Source organism: Metasolibacillus sp. FSL K6-0083, from assembly GCF_038630865.1.
Classification (GTDB): Bacteria; Bacillota; Bacilli; order Bacillales_A; family Planococcaceae; genus Metasolibacillus; species Metasolibacillus fluoroglycofenilyticus.
This window is the reverse complement of the sequence record NZ_CP152046.1, coordinates 3,175,440-3,192,351: the sequence shown is the minus strand read 5'-3', so window position 1 is coordinate 3,192,351 and position 16,912 is coordinate 3,175,440. Positions and strand designations below refer to the sequence as shown.

The following is a 16,912-nucleotide window of genomic DNA, read 5'->3' as shown; positions in this document are numbered from 1 at the left end:
CTACTCCCCTTTCATCTGACTTCTATAGTCTTGTGGTGTCATCTTTTCATATTTTTTAAATACACGATTATAATAATTTTGGCTATTAAAGCCTACCTCTTCTGAAATTGCTCCAATGCTTTTTTCACCTTCTAACAGCAGTTTTTTAGATTTTTCAATTCTATATTTCATAATATACTCTGATAAAGTTGTACCTGTTTGCTCTTTAAATAAATTACTCAAATAAGGTGGGGATACGAATAATGATTGGGCAAGTTCACTCAATTTAATTTCCTGCTTATAATTATTTCGCACATAAGATATAACCTCGTTTACAATTGCATGATAATTTTTAGAATGCGGGATAACCTCATTAACGTATTGGCTTAATAAATTAATTAACTCTGATTCGATAATCGGCTTTACTAAATAATCCTTCACTTTTAGCTGAATCGATTGCCTTGCATATTCAAAATCCTGAAAGGCAGAAATCATAATAATATCCGTTTCGGCACTTTCCTTTAAAATTTTCTCTGCTAACTCTAGCCCTGTCATGCCCCCTAATAATATATCCAGTAAAGCTATATCAAACTTATAATCATTTATTAATTTCATTGCTACTGTACCACTATGAACAACATGCAATTGTGCAAAAGGGAAATAATTCGCTATTACTTGTGATAGATATTCCGTAAATATTACTTCATCATCTACAATTAATATATTCATGCTCGCTCCTCCTTACTTTAACTCTTGCATATTTGAAGGATTCCATCTACAAAAAACTTTTACACCACTTCCTACAGCTCTTGGTAATATTTTCAGCTCCGCATGCTTGCCATAAAGTAAATTTAATCTTGTCTCAATATTGGATAACCCCGTATTATACTGAACTTCAGTATCAATACCTCGACCATTATCCTCAACTATTAAACATATATCATCTGTCTCCCTATAAAGTGAAATCTTTATTTGGCAAACTTCCATTTCAGCATCAAAACCATGTTTAAAAGTATTTTCAACTAATGTTTGAATTAAGTAAGGAATAATACTTTCCCCTAATAGTTTTTCATCTACTTCAATGTTTGTATGAAGGCGGCTTCCAAAACGCATAGATTGAATATTCAGGTAATTTTGTGTATGTTTTAGTTCATTATAAATTAAATGTGTGTGGTCCTTTATTTCATACTTATATTTTAAAAACATAATGAATTGCTCCATCGATTGAATCAACTCATCATATTTTTTTAAGCGCAACAAGCTCATTAAGGTATTAAGAACATTAAATAGAAAATGGGGTTGAATTTGCTGGCTTAGCTGATTGTATTTACTCACTTCCAACTCTTTCTCTAATCGAATTTTTCTATTTTCTACAGCCAAAATTTCAACTTCTGATTCCTTCAATAAAAATAATATGAAGCCTACTAAAAATAAAAAAGGTGTTAGTATGCTACTGATAATAATGATGAAAAAAATCTCATATGAAATGATAACGCTCCCCCACTTTCCTTAGGCAAATACATTTCAAATATTCTAACCTATTAACTACAAATTGTTAAGCTCTAAAAAAACCCTTTATTATTTTGTAACTTATCGGTACTAACGTATTTTAAATGTGGAATTTCTCCCCTCCAATAAAAAAGCTACCTCGAAAAGTCATTTTTATAACTTTTGAGATAGCTTTTTTAATTTATTCATGATTAACGCTTTGCAAGCTCCTCTAATAAAATTTGGTTTGTTAATTGAGGGTTTGCTTGGCCTTTTGATGCTTTCATTATTTGACCTAACATCGCTTTAATTGCGCGGTCTTTACCTGCTTTATAGTCTTCTACTGATTTTTGGTCATTGTCTAAAACCTCTGTTACGAAGCCTAAAATAACAGCTGGGTCAGAAATTTGTACTAAGCCTTTTTCTTTGACGATTTTCTCAGCATCACCGCCGTTTGTTACAAGCTCTGTAAATACTTTTTTAGCGATTTTTGAGGAAATTGTACCATCCGAAATAAGCTTAATCATGCCTGCTAAGTTTTCTGGCGTTAAGGCTGTATCCTTTAATTCTTTTTGCTCTGCATTTAAGTACGCAGATACATCGCCCATTAGCCAGTTTGCTGCTAGCTTTGCATCAGCGCCAATTGTTACAGTTGCATCAAAGAAATCAGAAATATCCTTGTTAATTACAAGCACTGCCGCATCATAAGCTGTTAAGCCTAGCTCTGACTCATAGCGTGCTTTGCGTGCATCTGGCAGCTCTGGAATAGAGGCTTTAACACGCTCTAACCATTCGTCATCAATTGATAAGCGCACTAGGTCAGGCTCTGGGAAGTAGCGGTAATCGTCTGCACCTTCTTTTACGCGCATTAAAACTGTTTTACCTGTCTTCTCGTCAAAGCGGCGTGTTTCTTGCTCGATTTCTCCACCAGCACGTAGCACCTCTGCTTGACGTACTTCCTCATGCTCTAAGCCTTTACGCACAAAGTTGAATGAGTTTAAGTTTTTCAGCTCTGCTTTTGTACCAAATTTCTCTTGACCGTATGGACGTAATGAAATATTTGCATCACAACGCAGTGAGCCTTCCTCCATACGGACATCTGATACGCCTGTATATTGAATAATTGATTTTAGCTTTTCTAAGTAAGCGTAAGCTTCATTCGGTGTGCGAATATCTGGCTCAGAAACGATTTCAACTAATGGCGTTCCTTGACGGTTAAAGTCTACTAAAGAGTAGCCATCAGCATGCGTTAGTTTACCAGCATCCTCCTCCATATGAAGGCGTGTAATACCAATGCGTTTTTTATAGCCGTCAACTTCAATTTCAATCCAGCCATTTTTACCGATTGGCTTATCAAATTGTGAAATTTGATACGCTTTCGGGTTATCTGGATAGAAATAGTTTTTGCGGTCAAACTTTGTTTCCTGCTCGATTTCCATATTTAATGCAAGTGCTGCACGCATTGCAAAATCAACAACATTTTTATTTAAGACAGGTAATACACCTGGATAACCTAGGTCGATTACTGACGTATTAGCATTGGGTTCCGCACCGAAATGGTTTGGTGAGCTTGAGAAAATTTTTGATTCTGTTTTTAATTCAACGTGTACTTCTAAACCAATAATTGTTTCAAAGTTCATTTTATTTTACCTCCCAAATTTGAGGTGTTTTCTTATGAAAATTTGTCGCTTGCTCATATGCATAAGCTGTACGATAAATTGTTTCTTCATCGAAATGCTTACCGATAATTTGTAAGCCTAATGGCAGGTCATTATCGAATCCACATGGTATTGAAATTGCTGGTACACCTGCTAAGTTGATTGGAATTGTCAAAATATCATTTGCATACATCGTTAATGGGTCATTGACGTTTTCACCAATTTTAAATGCAGCTGTAGGCGTTGTAGGTCCAATAATTACATCAAAGCTCTCAAACACTTTGTCGTAATCTGCTTTAATTAATGTACGCACTTGTTGCGCCTTTTTATAGTAAGCATCGTATGTGCCTGCCGATAATGAGTATGTGCCAAGCATAATGCGGCGCTTTACCTCATCACCGAAACCTTGTGCACGCGTTTCTTTATATAGCTCCATTAAGTTCTTTACACCTTCAGCACGGAAGCCATAGCGGATACCGTCGAAGCGGGAAAGATTCGATGACGCTTCTGATGATGATAAAATATAGTAAGCTGCTAATGCGTATTTTGAATGTGGTAAAGATACTTCTTCCACTGTTGCACCTAAGCCCTTTAATACTTCCAATGCATCCAATACGGATTTACGCGCTGCTTCGCCCACACCTTCACCCAAAAACTCCTTTGGTACAGCGATGCGTAAGCCTTTAATGTCGCCGTTTAAAGCAGACACATAATTTGGTACAGGGACATTGGCTGATGTCGAATCATTTTCGTCTACACCAGAAATTGCCTCAAGTAATAATGCATTATCACGTACGTTACGCGTAATAGGACCAATTTGATCAAGCGAAGATGCAAATGCAACTAAACCGTAGCGCGACACACGACCATATGTTGGTTTCATCCCTACAACACCACAATAAGCTGCCGGCTGACGAATCGAGCCACCTGTGTCAGAGCCCAGTGAGAAAGGAACCTCTCCTGCTGCAACCGCTGCCGCAGATGCACCTGATGAACCTCCTGGCACATGCTCAACATTCCAAGGGTTCTTTGTCGCCTTGTAATAAGAGTTTTCAGTGGAAGAGCCCATTGCAAACTCGTCCATATTTAACTTCCCGACTGTTACCATGCCCGCCTCGCGTAGCTTTTTCACAACTGTCGCATCATAAATTGGAATAAAGCCTTCTAAAATTTTAGAGGCACATGTTGTTTCTAAGCCTTCTGTTATGATATTATCCTTTACCCCAATAGGTAAACCGAATAATGGACCTCGTGCTTCAAATGGCACTTTATCTAACTCCGCCGCTTGTGCAGTTGCTTGCTCTTTATTTAATGCTAAAAATGATTGTACATCCCCATCTAATGCTTCAATGCGGGCATATGCTTCATTTGTTAGGTCAGCGATTGTTACTTCGCCTTTATGTAAGCTTTCTTGCAGCTCTCCCGCTGATCGCTCAAATAACGTCATCTATATAGTCCTCCTACATTTTAGTTTACACGCTTTTCTTTAGTCTAAAATGGACGGTACCTTTACTTGTCCCGCCTCTTGTTCTTTAACATTTAGCATCATTTTTTCCTGTGCTAAACCTTGCCCTGCTACATCTTCACGCATTACGTTTACCAGTGGTAAAACATGTGTCGTCGGCTCCACATTTGTTGTATCTAATTCGTTTAGCTGCTCTGCAAAATCAGTGATTTTACCTAATTGCTCAGCAAACTTTTCCGCTTCTTCTTCTGTAATGGCAAGTCGTGCTAAATGAGCAACATGCTTTACTTCCTCTTTTGTTAGTTTCGCCATTTTTTACACCTCCGAATAAAGTTAATCATAAGAGTTATCATAACATTTTTTATTATAAAAATCACAATTTATTCATAAATATGAACAAAAGGCGTGTCGCTGTCACGTTCTTTTTTTATTAATACTTCCGGTCCATTTACGGATGTCACACTTACTGTTATTGCCACATCTTTAGGCAACTGCTTCAACATAACATCTGTCAAATATTGTGTGAACCCAATAATTTCAGTTGTTCCATAAAATTGTATTGGAATTTCAACTTCTAAATTTTGAAGCTGATTATTCTGATAAAAGCCTGTCCCAATAACGCTTGTAAAGTTCGAGAAATATTTATCAATATCCTGCTTAAATTTTTGGAAGCTTGTATTCATATCACGATAAATATCAGGAGGTGAACTCATCGGAAATGTAACATATGCCTCATTAATTTTTTGCCATTCACCTAAAGCGTTTTTTCCGCTATCCACAACGCTATAAGCAAAATATGTGCCCGGTACAATTGAATTGCGTGGCTGTTGCTTAAATAAACCAATGACAATCGGTACATCTGCCAATTCTGCGCGTGCTCTTAATCGAGATACGACCTTTTCCGCAATTTCTATTGCAGCTTTTTCCAGCTTTTCATTAGGAATTGGCTCCTCATAATATTCTCCGTACTGCTCTTTTTGGTAGTAGTAAATCGAATTAAGTGCAAGTCCAATTGATATACCGCCAAGTCCTACTTTATTATCATCTGTCATTGTTAAGTAGTTTTGCTCTACAATATGCGATAAATATACAGGTGCTTCCACCGCTTTAATAGTTGGTTCAAGCTCCTTTCCATTCGCATCTAAACTAGAAGGATTCAACCCCTGTAAGTCCTCACGCTGATTCGTCGTTTGATTTTCGCGTGCCAGCCAATAGCTTACTGTATTTGCAGATAAGTTTTGCCCTTCTTGAAAAAAGTACTTTTCCGTATCAAAAACATTTTGTGAAATACGCATTAAGCCATTTTCAACTTCTTTAATATCATACTTTGTGTAAACATTTGAAACAATTAAGCCACGGCTCGCACTTTCCTTATAAGGTGTAAGCGTTCTATAATAGTTTTCACTTAATTGTCTACTTGTAATATGTGCTGTTTCTACTTCTTCTGCATCCTCTGTTTGCTGTAAAACTTCCGTATTCTGCTTGAAGGAAGGTGTACAGCCAGCTAATATAATTGCTACTCCGAGCGCCGATACCCAGCGAAATCGAGTCATCAGTCAAGCTCCTTTACTATTGAAATTGTTCGATTAGACGCTGCTCATCCCAAATCTCAATCCCTAGGCTTTCTGCTTTTTCAAGCTTTGAACCTGCGTCTTCCCCTACGATTACAAGATCTGTTTTTTTACTTACACTTCCTGAGACAATGCCACCTAACTCTTCTATTTTCGCCTTTGCTTCGTTTCGTGTCAATTGCGATAATTTCCCTGTTAAAACAATCGTTTTTCCGGCGAATGGGTTTGCTCCCGCTTCAATTTGCACTTTTTTTCCTTTATAGCTCATATTTACGCCTACATCTTTTAGGCGTGCAATAAGAAGCTGGACATCCTCATTTGAAAAATAATTTACAACAGAATCCGCCATTTTGTCACCAATTTCATGAATCGCCATTAACTCTTCTGACGTTGCAGCCACCAGCGCTTCCATTGTTTCATATTGCTCAGCTAAAATTTTAGCTGCCTTTTCACCGACATGACGAATTCCTAATCCAAATAGTAGACGCTCTAAAGAATTTTCCTTTGAACGCTCTAGCGCCTCTACTAAATTGCTCGCTGATTTTTGCCCCATACGCTCTAATTCAATTAACTGATCAATTTGTAATAAATATAAGTCAGCTACATTTTGAATATAGCCTTCCCTTAGCAACTGCTCAACAACCTTTTCCCCTAAGCCATCTACATTCATGGCATTACGAGAAACGAAATGTTTAATTCCTTCTGCAATTTGTGCTGGACATGTCGGATTCACACAGCGCAGGGCAACCTCCCCCTCAATGCGGATAAGCTCACTATCACAAGCAATACAATTTGTTGGCATTACATAAGGTACAGCATGCTCTGGGCGTTGCTCTAATATTACTCCTACTACTTCTGGTATAATGTCGCCTGCCTTCCGAATAATAACTGTATCGCCAATTCGTATATCTTTTTCGCGAATTAAATCCTCATTGTGCAACGATGCTCTTCCTACAGTAGTGCCAGCCACTTGTACTGGCTCTAAAATTGCTGTAGGCGTAATAACCCCTGTACGTCCTACTGTTAAATCAATATCAAGCAGTGTCGTCACCACTTCTTCGGCAGGGAATTTATAAGCAATTGCCCAGCGGGGACTTTTTGCTGTAAAGCCTAGCTCATCCTGCTGCGCAAAACGATTTACTTTTATAACTATACCGTCTATTTCATAGGGTAGTTCAGTGCGCTTTTCTGTCCATAATTGTATAAACGATAAAACTTCCTCTATTGTTGCACACGCTTGACGCTCTCGGTTCGATGGAAAACCTAATTGCTGTAAATAATCAAGCATTTCACCATGGCTATCTAAGCCGTAGACTTCACCGTCACCACCAACTGAATAAATAAACGTAGACAATTGACGACTCGCTGCAATTTTGGGGTCGAGCTGACGTAAAGAGCCTGCTGCTGCATTTCTTGGATTAGCAAATAGCTCCTCGCCTCTCTCTGCCCGTGCCCTATTTAAAGCGTCAAAGGATTTTTTCGGCATATATGCCTCTCCACGCACTTCAATTGTTACAGGCTCCTTTAAACGAAGTGGGATGGCGCGAATTGTTTTTAAATTTGCTGTAATATCTTCACCAACTGTGCCGTCTCCGCGTGTCGCTCCTTGCACAAAAACACCATTTTCGTAGCGTAGAGCAATCGCTAAGCCATCTATTTTTAATTCACAAATATAAGAAAAATGCTCTCCAATCGCTTGTCTTACTTTGCGGTCAAAATCGCGTAACCCGTCTTCATTAAAAGCATTTGAAAGACTAAGCATCGGGTAATTATGCGTCACTTTTTTAAAGCCCTCAAGCACAGTTCCCCCAACTCGTTGTGTAGGAGAATCAGGATATATAAGAGAAGGGTTTGCTTCCTCTAATGCAATCAGCTCATGTAAAAGCTGGTCATAGACAGCATCAGGTACAGCCGGCTTATCTAACACATGATAAGCATAATTATAATCATGTAATAATGTATTTAACTCAGCAATTCGTTTTTCAATATCCATCATCTTGTTTCCTCCTACGCTTTCGTAATAGGGGCAAATTTGGCGAGCAATCGTTTAATCCCTATTTGTGGGAAGGCAATATCGAGCTCGGTATTTTCTCCTGTCCCTTTTACACTCACTACTGTTCCTGTCCCCCATTTACCGTGAACCGCCTTATCTCCAGCCTTCCAGCCATGCTGGTCACCACCAGTCGCCTGCTGATGAGTAATACGTGAGGTCCTTTTTTGAGCAGCCGAGTATTGCGGTGCTCGGTCATAACGATTTGCGCGGAATGGCAAATCATCTGTCTGTGTATAGCCTCCCGATTTACTAGTATGCTCTAATATCCCCTCTGAAATTTCATTGATAAAGCGAGAGGAAGGGTTATAGCTAGAGCGTCCGAAAATTGTACGTGAGCTAGCGCTTGTTAGGTACAGCTTTTCTTCCGCTCTTGTAATGCCGACATAAGCGAGGCGACGCTCTTCCTCCATCTCTTCTGCATTTTCTAATGCTCGAGAATGAGGGAAAATATTTTCCTCCATCCCGATAATGAAGACAACAGGGAATTCCAATCCTTTCGCTGCATGCATCGTCATTAAAATAATCGTGCCTTTTGCCTTTTCTTCTTCATCTAATGAATCAATGTCTGCAATAAGTGCTAAATCCGTTAAAAAAGCAATGAGCGATTTATCCTCACTACGCTCCTCAAATGCCTTTGTAACAGTTAAAAACTCCTCTATATTTTCCAAACGACTTTGCGCTTCAATCGTTTTTTCACCTTGTAACATTTGTCGATAGCCAGAGCGTTCAATTACTTCCTCCACAAGTTCTGTTACTGTAAGTGTTTCTTGCTTATTCGTTAAATCTCGAATCATCTCATAAAATTTTTCGGCTGATGCTGCTGCTCGCCCTGTTAAGCCCATAAATACAAGCTCCTGCATTGCATTAAAAATAGAGCGCTCTTGCTCCAATGCATAAAATGCCATTTTTTCAAATGAGGTAGCTCCTATATTCCGTTTCGGCTCATTAATTATACGTGCAAGTGAAATATCATCATCGTTATTGGCAATTAATCTTAAATAGGCAAGCAAATCTTTAATTTCCTTACGATCATAATATTTTGTACCGCCAACAATTTGATAGTTCATGCTCGATTTTTTCAGCACATCTTCCATTGCACGCGATTGTGCATTCGTTCGATATAAGACAGCAAAATCATCTAGCCTGCGATTTTCCTTCCGAATAAGCTGCTGAATTGTTTGTACAACATATTGTGCTTCATCCGTTTCATTATATGCCTTGTACACGACAATTTTATCGCCCTCATCATTGTCTGTACGCAACGTTTTTTTATAGCGGCTTTCATTGTTTTCAATTACTTCATTCGCCGCCTGTAAAATGCGCTTCGTTGAACGGTAATTTTGCTCAAGCATGATAACCTTTGCATCAGGATAATCCTTCTCGAACGACAAAATATTTGTAATATCCGCACCGCGCCAACGATAAATAGATTGGTCTGAATCACCAACAACACAAATATTGCGGAATTTTTTTGCTAACAGTTGAACTAACTTGTATTGGGAATTATTGGTATCTTGATATTCATCCACATGTATATATTGAAATTTATTTTGATAAAACTCTAATACTTCTGGTACGCTTTCAAAGAGCTTAATTGTCGTCATAATCAAATCGTCAAAGTCAAGTGATTGATTAATGCGCAATTTTTTTTCATAGCCCTCATATACTTTCGCAGCGACCTTTTCAAAAGGATTATGAGGATTCATATTTGCCTGAAATTCGCTTGCTGTAATACAAGCATTTTTCGCTGAGCTAATCGCATTTAATACCGCGCGCGGATCGTATTGCTTAGGGTCTATATTAAGCTCTTTAAGAACATTTTTTACAACTGTTAACTGGTCTGCACTATCTAAAATTGAAAAGCTTTTTGAATAGCCTAGTTTATCTATATTACGACGCAATATTCTTACACACATCGAGTGAAAGGTAGATACCCACATGCGCTCCCCAGTACCGTTTCCAAGTAGATTATCAATACGTTCGCGCATCTCGCGCGCAGCCTTATTTGTGAACGTGATTGCTAAAATCTTTGAGGGGTATACTTCCTTCTCTACTACTAAATAGGCAATTCGATGCGTTAACACACGTGTTTTCCCTGAACCTGCCCCTGCCATAATAAGCAGAGGTCCCTCTGTATTTTTTACCGCCTCTTGCTGCTGCGGATTCATACCAGCAAGCAAATTCTTTGTAATTTGCTCCATTATTGCACCACCTCACAGAACGTTTGTTCTCATTATATCATAACACTTTTTACAGCATCAACCGTTTTCAATGCTGCCTGTAAATCATCATAAATTATATTGCCTACAACGACCGTATTCGCAATCGCAGCCATTTCAGCAGCTTGCTCTGCCGTTGTAATACCGCCACCATAAAATAAAGATGTATTTGTCAATACATTTTTAGCTGCCTTCACAAATTCGACATCGCCATATATGCCGCTATACTCTAAATAAAAAATTGGCAGCTTAAAATAATTTTCTGCCATACGTGCATAAGCAACTACATCCTCTATTGACAAATCTGTTTGCGCCTCTGTTGCATATGCTACTTTACAATCTGGGTTAAGCACGCAGTACCCTTCAGCAACAAGCTCTTCCCAAACCATAATATCGCCATATTCCTTTATTGCAGCATGGTGTAAGTCCTTTACCCATTTAGTATTTGTACTATTTAAAACAGATGGAATAAAATAATAATCGTAGCCTGGTGTAACTGATTCAATATTCGAAATTTCAAGTGCGATTGGTACAGTAAACCTACGTACACGTACTAATAAATCAAGCACACTGTCTAATGTTACATCGTCCGTACCACCAACTAAAATTACATCTGTACCTGATTCACATATTTTTTCTAAGTCTTCATCAGAAATATATTTTGCTGGGTCTAATTTAAACACATGTCTCCATGTTTTATGTTCCACAGTATGTCATCCTTTCTCTAAAAGTTCATCGATACAAGTATAACGCAATTAGGTCAATTGCGCCTCGGCTGACGTTAATCTGTTTTTTAACTCTCGATAAAGTGAAGCTTCAATCAGTGGATTCTTTTCTCCACTGATTGTTAGCTGAACCATTTGGGCTTTTACGGGCAGTTGGTCTCCCGCTTATCCTCTTGCCAGATTTTACTTAAGTCTTGGAGCGTGAGGCTTACTGCCCGTTAATGCGGGATAAATAACAAAAAAGGTGTTTTGAAAAAGCAATCGCCTACCTGCTTTTTCAACACCTCTTTTAATCAATTACGCCTTGGCGTAATTGTGACCAGATTTTTTCAAGTTGTTGGGTGGAAGTTAACCTAAAACCGTCACGTCCTGTGACAACGGTTAATCGACCTGCGTCATGCAGACCTCGCCCTTCAAAATCTGTGACACCTACTGGAATCAATCCTATCTCGCCACCTATAGAGACGAGAGGCTTTTGTACCTATACCTGTCGCCTTGCTTTCGGTACAAAAAACATGTGCTCCTGCGGTTATTCGTCGTAGTAAACGTTGCAGAAAGATGTTAATAATAAAAAAGAGGCGATTTACCTTGAAAGGCCTCTTCAACTTTAAATAGCACACCAATTTAGTACGCAGATGCAAATGGCATTTTATTTATGTGTAAATGGTTTTTCATCAGGGTAAAGACGACCTAACATTTCATCATACATATCGTTACCATAATCAAAACATCGGCGCACACGTGAAATTGTAGCGGTAGAAGCACCCGTTTCTTTCTTGATTGTTTCATATGTCTTTTTCAATCTTAGTAAATGCGCTACCTCAAAGCGTTGCGCTAAGGATTGAATTTCACTAATTGTGCATAAGTCATCGAAAAATTTATAACATTCCTCAATATCTTTTAGCTCTAATACAGCTTTTAACAACTGATCTGTTTGATGTCCACGAATTTTTTCGATTTGCATCTATTTATCCCCCTCTCTTTATTCCGAATACGTTACAGCAGATGCTAGTCCCGGCGTTGTTGGAACAAAGTGAATCCAGGATTTCCCTTGCACTAATTTAACTTCACTACCATCTTCCTCTAGTGGCACTAAAAATCCGTCACTATTTTTCCACTTGATTTCTCGCATCATACCATTTTGGAAAATATACGCATTTCCTCCTGCCGATATATCAATATCACGACGACCAACACTGTCAATTACGCGATGCGGCATTTCAAAAAATAGTATATTTGATAGCTGAATCTCTTCACCTGTTAAATAATCTGTCGTAACAGTATTAGCGGAAAATCTTTTATACTGCCCCGTTTCCTGATCATACACATATGTGCTATTGAAAGAGCTATTTTGGCTATAACGAACCATCGCTTCATTTGCTCTAACACCTATTTTAACATTATCTTCATCACGATAAAAAGGATAAAACACTTTTTTACTGTAAATCATTGAAGCGCCAACCTTTTCTGCTCCTGCTAATACATTTTCACCAGAAATATAGGAATTATGGGGTGCTTGACGATTAGATGAACGCTTGAAATATGTACCATCATAATGCATTCCATTAATATTTGAAACAACACCATTTGCTAGCATTGATTTAGCCTCAGGGCTATAACCATGCGCTATATAAAATGCGTCTAAACCTTTTGCAATATCAATAAAATAAGAGCGGGCGCTTCGAATAGGTCCGATTTGCTCTGGTATTGTCGATTGGTAAAGTGCTAAAAAGCGAGTAACATCTCCCTCAGCCAACATCTCATAAACAACATCGGCCGACGCTAAGCCCGATTGTGGTCTAGCGGCGGGATGATTATTAATTGTTGCTAAAATCGGGCGTTGCTCTATCTCCTCCGCAACACCCTCACCTGTAAATGGCGTTTTGAAAGGAAGCTCAGCAACTTCCTCTGTTGATTCCTCTTCCGTATCTGTTTCTTCAGCCTCTACCTCACCAATAACTTCTTCTGGCTCTTTTTCTTCCGCTTTATTACCGCAGCCTGCTATTAAGAAAACTGCACATAAGCTTGCAAGTAGCTTTAATTTTATATCCATTATTTTTCTCCTTATTAACGCATAACTGCTGAAAGTAGCACTCGATTTTTTAACACATCAAACAGCCCTTTACGTGTAATACGAATATATGGTAAATGTGTTGACTGTAAAAATAGCAATGTATAAATTGCATCCGTATGATGATAGCCACGTTCACTAAGGGCTTCCTTTAACGCTACTTCTTTAGCAATTAACGTTTCAACATCCCCATTATATAGACTGCCAGAAATCGCTAAGTCAATTGATGCAATAATATTTTTATTCTCTGTTAATAAAATTCCACCATTTTGCTCCTTTAATTTCTTAAAGGCAAACTTCATTTCTTCAATGCTCTTTCCTATTAAAATAATATCACCTGTCGTAGAATACGATGATGCAAAGCCTTGTACACTTGATGCAAAACCTTTAATCATTGTGTTAATGCGCCATTTTCCTTGGCGGTCTATAAGCATTAAATAACTTTCATCATTTGCCGAATCTAACACCGCATTGTGATTGAGGTGCGGAATGCTATATGGCTTTGTGATAACATCGTTAACCATTTCAATTCCGACTGGCATCGAAAACTGAAAATCTTCATCACATAAGTCAAAATCCATATTTAATTCACCAAATGCAGACCAATCAATCGTTGGCAATGACAATACTTTACGGTTGTCACGCTTCAGCCACACTCCTTTTGAAAGCACCGCCTCTGGTGTAGGTGAAAATTCGTCTTGTAAAATATTAAGTGATGCATAGCGACCTGTAGCAACTAAGCCATGTAACCCTGACATATTATAATAGCGTGCGATATTATACGTTGCCATATTATATGCATCAATTGGTGCTACACCTGCCTCCAGTGCCTCTCGAATACATTTATCCATAATTCCGTCCTGATAAAAGCTTGGCGTTGAACCGTCTGTCGTCATCATTAGATGATCAAATACATTTAATTGCTTAGCAACAGCATCCTTCAGTAATTGCGGTAAATCAGGTCGAATTGAAGAATGGCGAAGTGTCACAGCATAGCCATGTAATAGACGACTTTCTACTTCCTCAATCGTCATTGCCTCATGGTCACCATCTGCTCCTAACAGCTTCATACGTACCAATGTTCTTTCAGATGCTCCAGGAAAATGACCCTCAATTTTCTTTCCTTTTAACTTTGCCACTTGAATCCAATGTAGCATTTGGTCATCACCACGCAGTAACTTTGGCCAAGCAGTTAATTCCCCACCAAGTAAGACAGAATCTTGGTCTAGCCATTCCAAGACAGAGGCTGTCGAATACATTTCCCCCTCAAGCTCTGTTTCAGTTTGTGAATCAAAACGTGCCCACCAATAAAATGAAAACGGCAATTGTCGCAATTGATTCAATAATGAAAACGCTTTCTTGTTGTCCATTAAAGCGGCGAACGTCATATTATCCGAGATAAATGCCGTCGTGCCTGTTTGTGCGGCAAAATCAGCAAAAGATTGTGGATTATATAGTTGAAATGGATGTACATGTGGCTCAATATAGCCGGGTACAATTGTTTTTCCTGCTACATCGATAATCTCTGTTCCTTCTACAAGTACTGGCATGCGTTCTCCCACATAGACAATACGGTCATTTAAAATCCAAATATTACCTTCCACCCATTTTTTAAATATACTATGCAAATAGCGCGCATTTTTTAATACTATCGTCGGTGCAACCTTGCCATCAATAACAGCAACTTGCTCTCGAATATTTTTAATTTTCCAATTAGTTTCCGGCATGGCAAAACGCCCCCTTTTTTCTGATACATTTTCTATAGAAAACGAAGCATACTATTTACGTAACGCATCGCCTTTATCGTATCACAGCACTTTCATAAAGCAAAGCGCGAACAAGTTAAAATCTGTGACATCCGCCGGAGACTTTAATTTCTTTCAGCGGGTGTTTGGACATCCGCTGAAAGAAATTAAAAGGAGTTGACTATTTTTGTTAGAAGAAAATATTTCAGAACGTAACGCTTTTATGCGCCTAATTTGTGGTGTCACAATGACAGCCTGTGGTGTTGGTCGTATTGCCCATCGCCCTAATTGCTGGACAGGTCATCTTGTAATTGCGGCAGGTGCTATGAAAATTGCTGAAGGAATTTTCCATTACTGCCCGATGAAAGCAATGTTTGGAGGCAAACAAGAGCATATGCACTAACAGTCGGTAATAGGGGATTAAACGGATAGGGCTGTCTAGAAAAAATGCTTCTGCCATCACTCGTTGCAGAAAACATGGCTAACACGCCACTTTCTAGACAGCCACTATTCTTTAATATGAATCATTTAGCGATTCATAAAACACTAACTTTAAAGCGACTTCCCATCTTTTCTTTTTATTGCAATGTACGCCAGCCGATATCTTTGCGGAAGAAGAATTTATCCCAGCTTTCCGTTTCAATTGCTTCATATACTTTTTGTTGTGCCTCTAGCAATGTATCGGCTTTTGCCGCTACAAGTAAGACACGACCACCATTTCCTACATATGTGCCATTTACTAGCTTTGTACCAGCATGGTACACGGCATATTTTTCACTTATCGTTTGTAAATTCGGTAATGCATTGCCTTTTTCTACATCACCAGGGTAGCCTTCTGCTGCGATAACTACACCTAACATTGCTTCATTTGACCATTGTAAATCAAAATATTTTTCAGACATTAAAGCTTGCATAAACAAGCCAAAGTCAGATGCCATGCGCGGCAGTACCACCTGTGTTTCTGGGTCTCCAAAACGTGCGTTGAACTCAATTACTTTTGGACCTTTTGCCGTTAAAATAAGCCCTGCATAAAGAATACCTGAAAAAGATACGCCTTCTTCCTCCATTGCTTTTACAGTTGGCTCTACAATCTCAATATAAGCTTTTGAAACAACTTCTTGTGGAATTTGAGGTACTGGCGAATAAGCACCCATACCACCTGTGTTCGGTCCCTTATCTCCATCGTAAGCGCGCTTATGGTCTTGCGCGATAACCATCGGATAAATTTGCCCTTTATGTACGAAAGACATAAATGAAAATTCTTCACCATCTAAAAACTCTTCAATTACAACACGTGAAGAAGAGTCACCAAAAAGCTGATTGCCAATCATATCATTGACCGCATCAATTGCCTCTTGCTCCGTTAGCGCAACTATTACACCTTTACCTGCTGCTAGTCCGTCCGCCTTTACAACGATTGGTGCCCCCTGCTCCTTAATATAAGCAATAGCAGGCGCTGCTTCTGTAAATGTTGCATATGCAGCCGTCGGAATATTGTATTTTTGCATAATTTCCTTGGCGTAGGATTTAGAGCCCTCAATTTGAGCTGCGGCCTTTGTCGGACCAAAAATCGTCAAGCCCTCCTGCTGAAAATAATCTACAATGCCTGCTGCCAATGGCTGTTCAGGTCCAACAAATGTTAAATCAATGCTTTGCTCCTTTGCAAACGCTACTAATGCAGCAAAATCCATTGCATCAATTGCTACTACTTCAGCATCCGCTCGCATCCCATCATTACCAGGTGCAACAAATACTTTCTCCACTGATGGCGCAACACTAAACTGCTTAGCAATTGCATGCTCACGCCCCCCACTGCCAATTACAAGAACTTTCATTTTTCTCTAACCTCCCGTTTATCATCATAGCCTTTACTTATTTTTCGTTTTTTATGACTTATCTGTGAATTCTCTTTTCCTACAAAAAAACGCCCGCTATTGC

Annotated in this window: 15 protein-coding genes; 1 reads left to right on the top strand and 14 read right to left on the bottom strand. The window is 38.8% G+C overall.

The window, feature by feature from the left end; genetic code table 11:
* From MHB51_RS14950 to MHB51_RS14890, 13 genes are all read right to left on the bottom strand, one after another.
* A complete protein-coding gene (locus MHB51_RS14950) occupies nt 1–708 on the bottom strand; it encodes a helix-turn-helix domain-containing protein (protein WP_342558484.1) in 708 nt (235 codons plus the stop codon).
* Between the two features lie 12 nt (nt 709–720).
* Complete coding sequence (locus tag MHB51_RS14945) at nt 721–1,383, bottom strand: histidine kinase (protein ID WP_161956446.1); 663 nt, start codon at nt 1,381–1,383, stop codon at nt 721–723.
* A gap of 296 nt (nt 1,384–1,679) precedes the next feature.
* Nucleotides 1,680–3,107: an Asp-tRNA(Asn)/Glu-tRNA(Gln) amidotransferase subunit GatB gene (gene gatB / locus MHB51_RS14940; RefSeq protein WP_066164590.1), complete on the bottom strand. Its 1,428-nt coding sequence runs from the start codon at nt 3,105–3,107 to the stop codon at nt 1,680–1,682.
* A 1-nt stretch (nt 3,108) separates the two neighbouring features.
* A complete protein-coding gene (gene gatA, locus MHB51_RS14935; RefSeq protein ID WP_066164588.1) occupies nt 3,109–4,572 on the bottom strand; it encodes an Asp-tRNA(Asn)/Glu-tRNA(Gln) amidotransferase subunit GatA in 1,464 nt (487 codons plus the stop codon).
* Nucleotides 4,573–4,611: 39 nt separating this feature from the next.
* Entirely contained in the window at nt 4,612–4,902 is a 291-nt protein-coding gene (gatC, locus tag MHB51_RS14930) for an Asp-tRNA(Asn)/Glu-tRNA(Gln) amidotransferase subunit GatC (RefSeq protein WP_066164584.1), read from the bottom strand.
* Nucleotides 4,903–4,970: 68 nt separating this feature from the next.
* Nucleotides 4,971–6,143, bottom strand: a complete 1,173-nt coding sequence (locus MHB51_RS14925; protein WP_342558483.1) for a CamS family sex pheromone protein — start codon at nt 6,141–6,143, stop codon at nt 4,971–4,973.
* 16 nt (nt 6,144–6,159) lie between these two features.
* Complete coding sequence (gene ligA, locus MHB51_RS14920) at nt 6,160–8,157, bottom strand: NAD-dependent DNA ligase LigA (protein ID WP_107943593.1); 1,998 nt, start codon at nt 8,155–8,157, stop codon at nt 6,160–6,162.
* A gap of 11 nt (nt 8,158–8,168) precedes the next feature.
* Nucleotides 8,169–10,415, bottom strand: a complete 2,247-nt coding sequence (gene pcrA / locus MHB51_RS14915; RefSeq protein ID WP_342558482.1) for a DNA helicase PcrA — start codon at nt 10,413–10,415, stop codon at nt 8,169–8,171.
* A 32-nt stretch (nt 10,416–10,447) separates the two neighbouring features.
* Nucleotides 10,448–11,140 carry a heptaprenylglyceryl phosphate synthase gene (locus MHB51_RS14910; protein ID WP_107943591.1) on the bottom strand — a complete coding sequence of 231 codons (693 nt, stop codon included), beginning with the start codon at nt 11,138–11,140 and terminating at the stop codon, nt 10,448–10,450.
* Between the two features lie 307 nt (nt 11,141–11,447).
* Nucleotides 11,448–11,600, bottom strand: coding sequence for a hypothetical protein (locus MHB51_RS14905; RefSeq protein ID WP_342558481.1), 153 nt, complete (start codon nt 11,598–11,600; stop codon nt 11,448–11,450).
* Between the two features lie 207 nt (nt 11,601–11,807).
* The gene (locus MHB51_RS14900; protein WP_342558480.1) at nt 11,808–12,122 is read right to left on the bottom strand and encodes a YerC/YecD family TrpR-related protein; all 315 of its coding nucleotides are present in this window, start codon (nt 12,120–12,122) and stop codon (nt 11,808–11,810) included.
* A gap of 18 nt (nt 12,123–12,140) precedes the next feature.
* Nucleotides 12,141–13,211 (bottom strand): DUF3048 domain-containing protein, encoded by a 1,071-nt coding sequence (locus MHB51_RS14895; protein WP_066164571.1) that lies wholly within the window; start codon nt 13,209–13,211, stop codon nt 12,141–12,143.
* A 14-nt stretch (nt 13,212–13,225) separates the two neighbouring features.
* Nucleotides 13,226–14,956: an adenine deaminase C-terminal domain-containing protein gene (locus MHB51_RS14890; protein ID WP_342558479.1), complete on the bottom strand. Its 1,731-nt coding sequence runs from the start codon at nt 14,954–14,956 to the stop codon at nt 13,226–13,228.
* A gap of 205 nt (nt 14,957–15,161) precedes the next feature.
* On the opposite strand from MHB51_RS14890, the gene MHB51_RS14885 reads away from it, so the two are divergent.
* Nucleotides 15,162–15,377 carry a DUF2892 domain-containing protein gene (locus MHB51_RS14885; protein WP_066164566.1) on the top strand — a complete coding sequence of 72 codons (216 nt, stop codon included), beginning with the start codon at nt 15,162–15,164 and terminating at the stop codon, nt 15,375–15,377.
* 175 nt (nt 15,378–15,552) lie between these two features.
* On the opposite strand, the gene purD is transcribed toward MHB51_RS14885, so the two are convergent.
* Nucleotides 15,553–16,809, bottom strand: a complete 1,257-nt coding sequence (gene purD / locus MHB51_RS14880; RefSeq protein WP_342558478.1) for a phosphoribosylamine--glycine ligase — start codon at nt 16,807–16,809, stop codon at nt 15,553–15,555.
* Between the last annotated feature and the right edge of the window lie 103 nt (nt 16,810–16,912).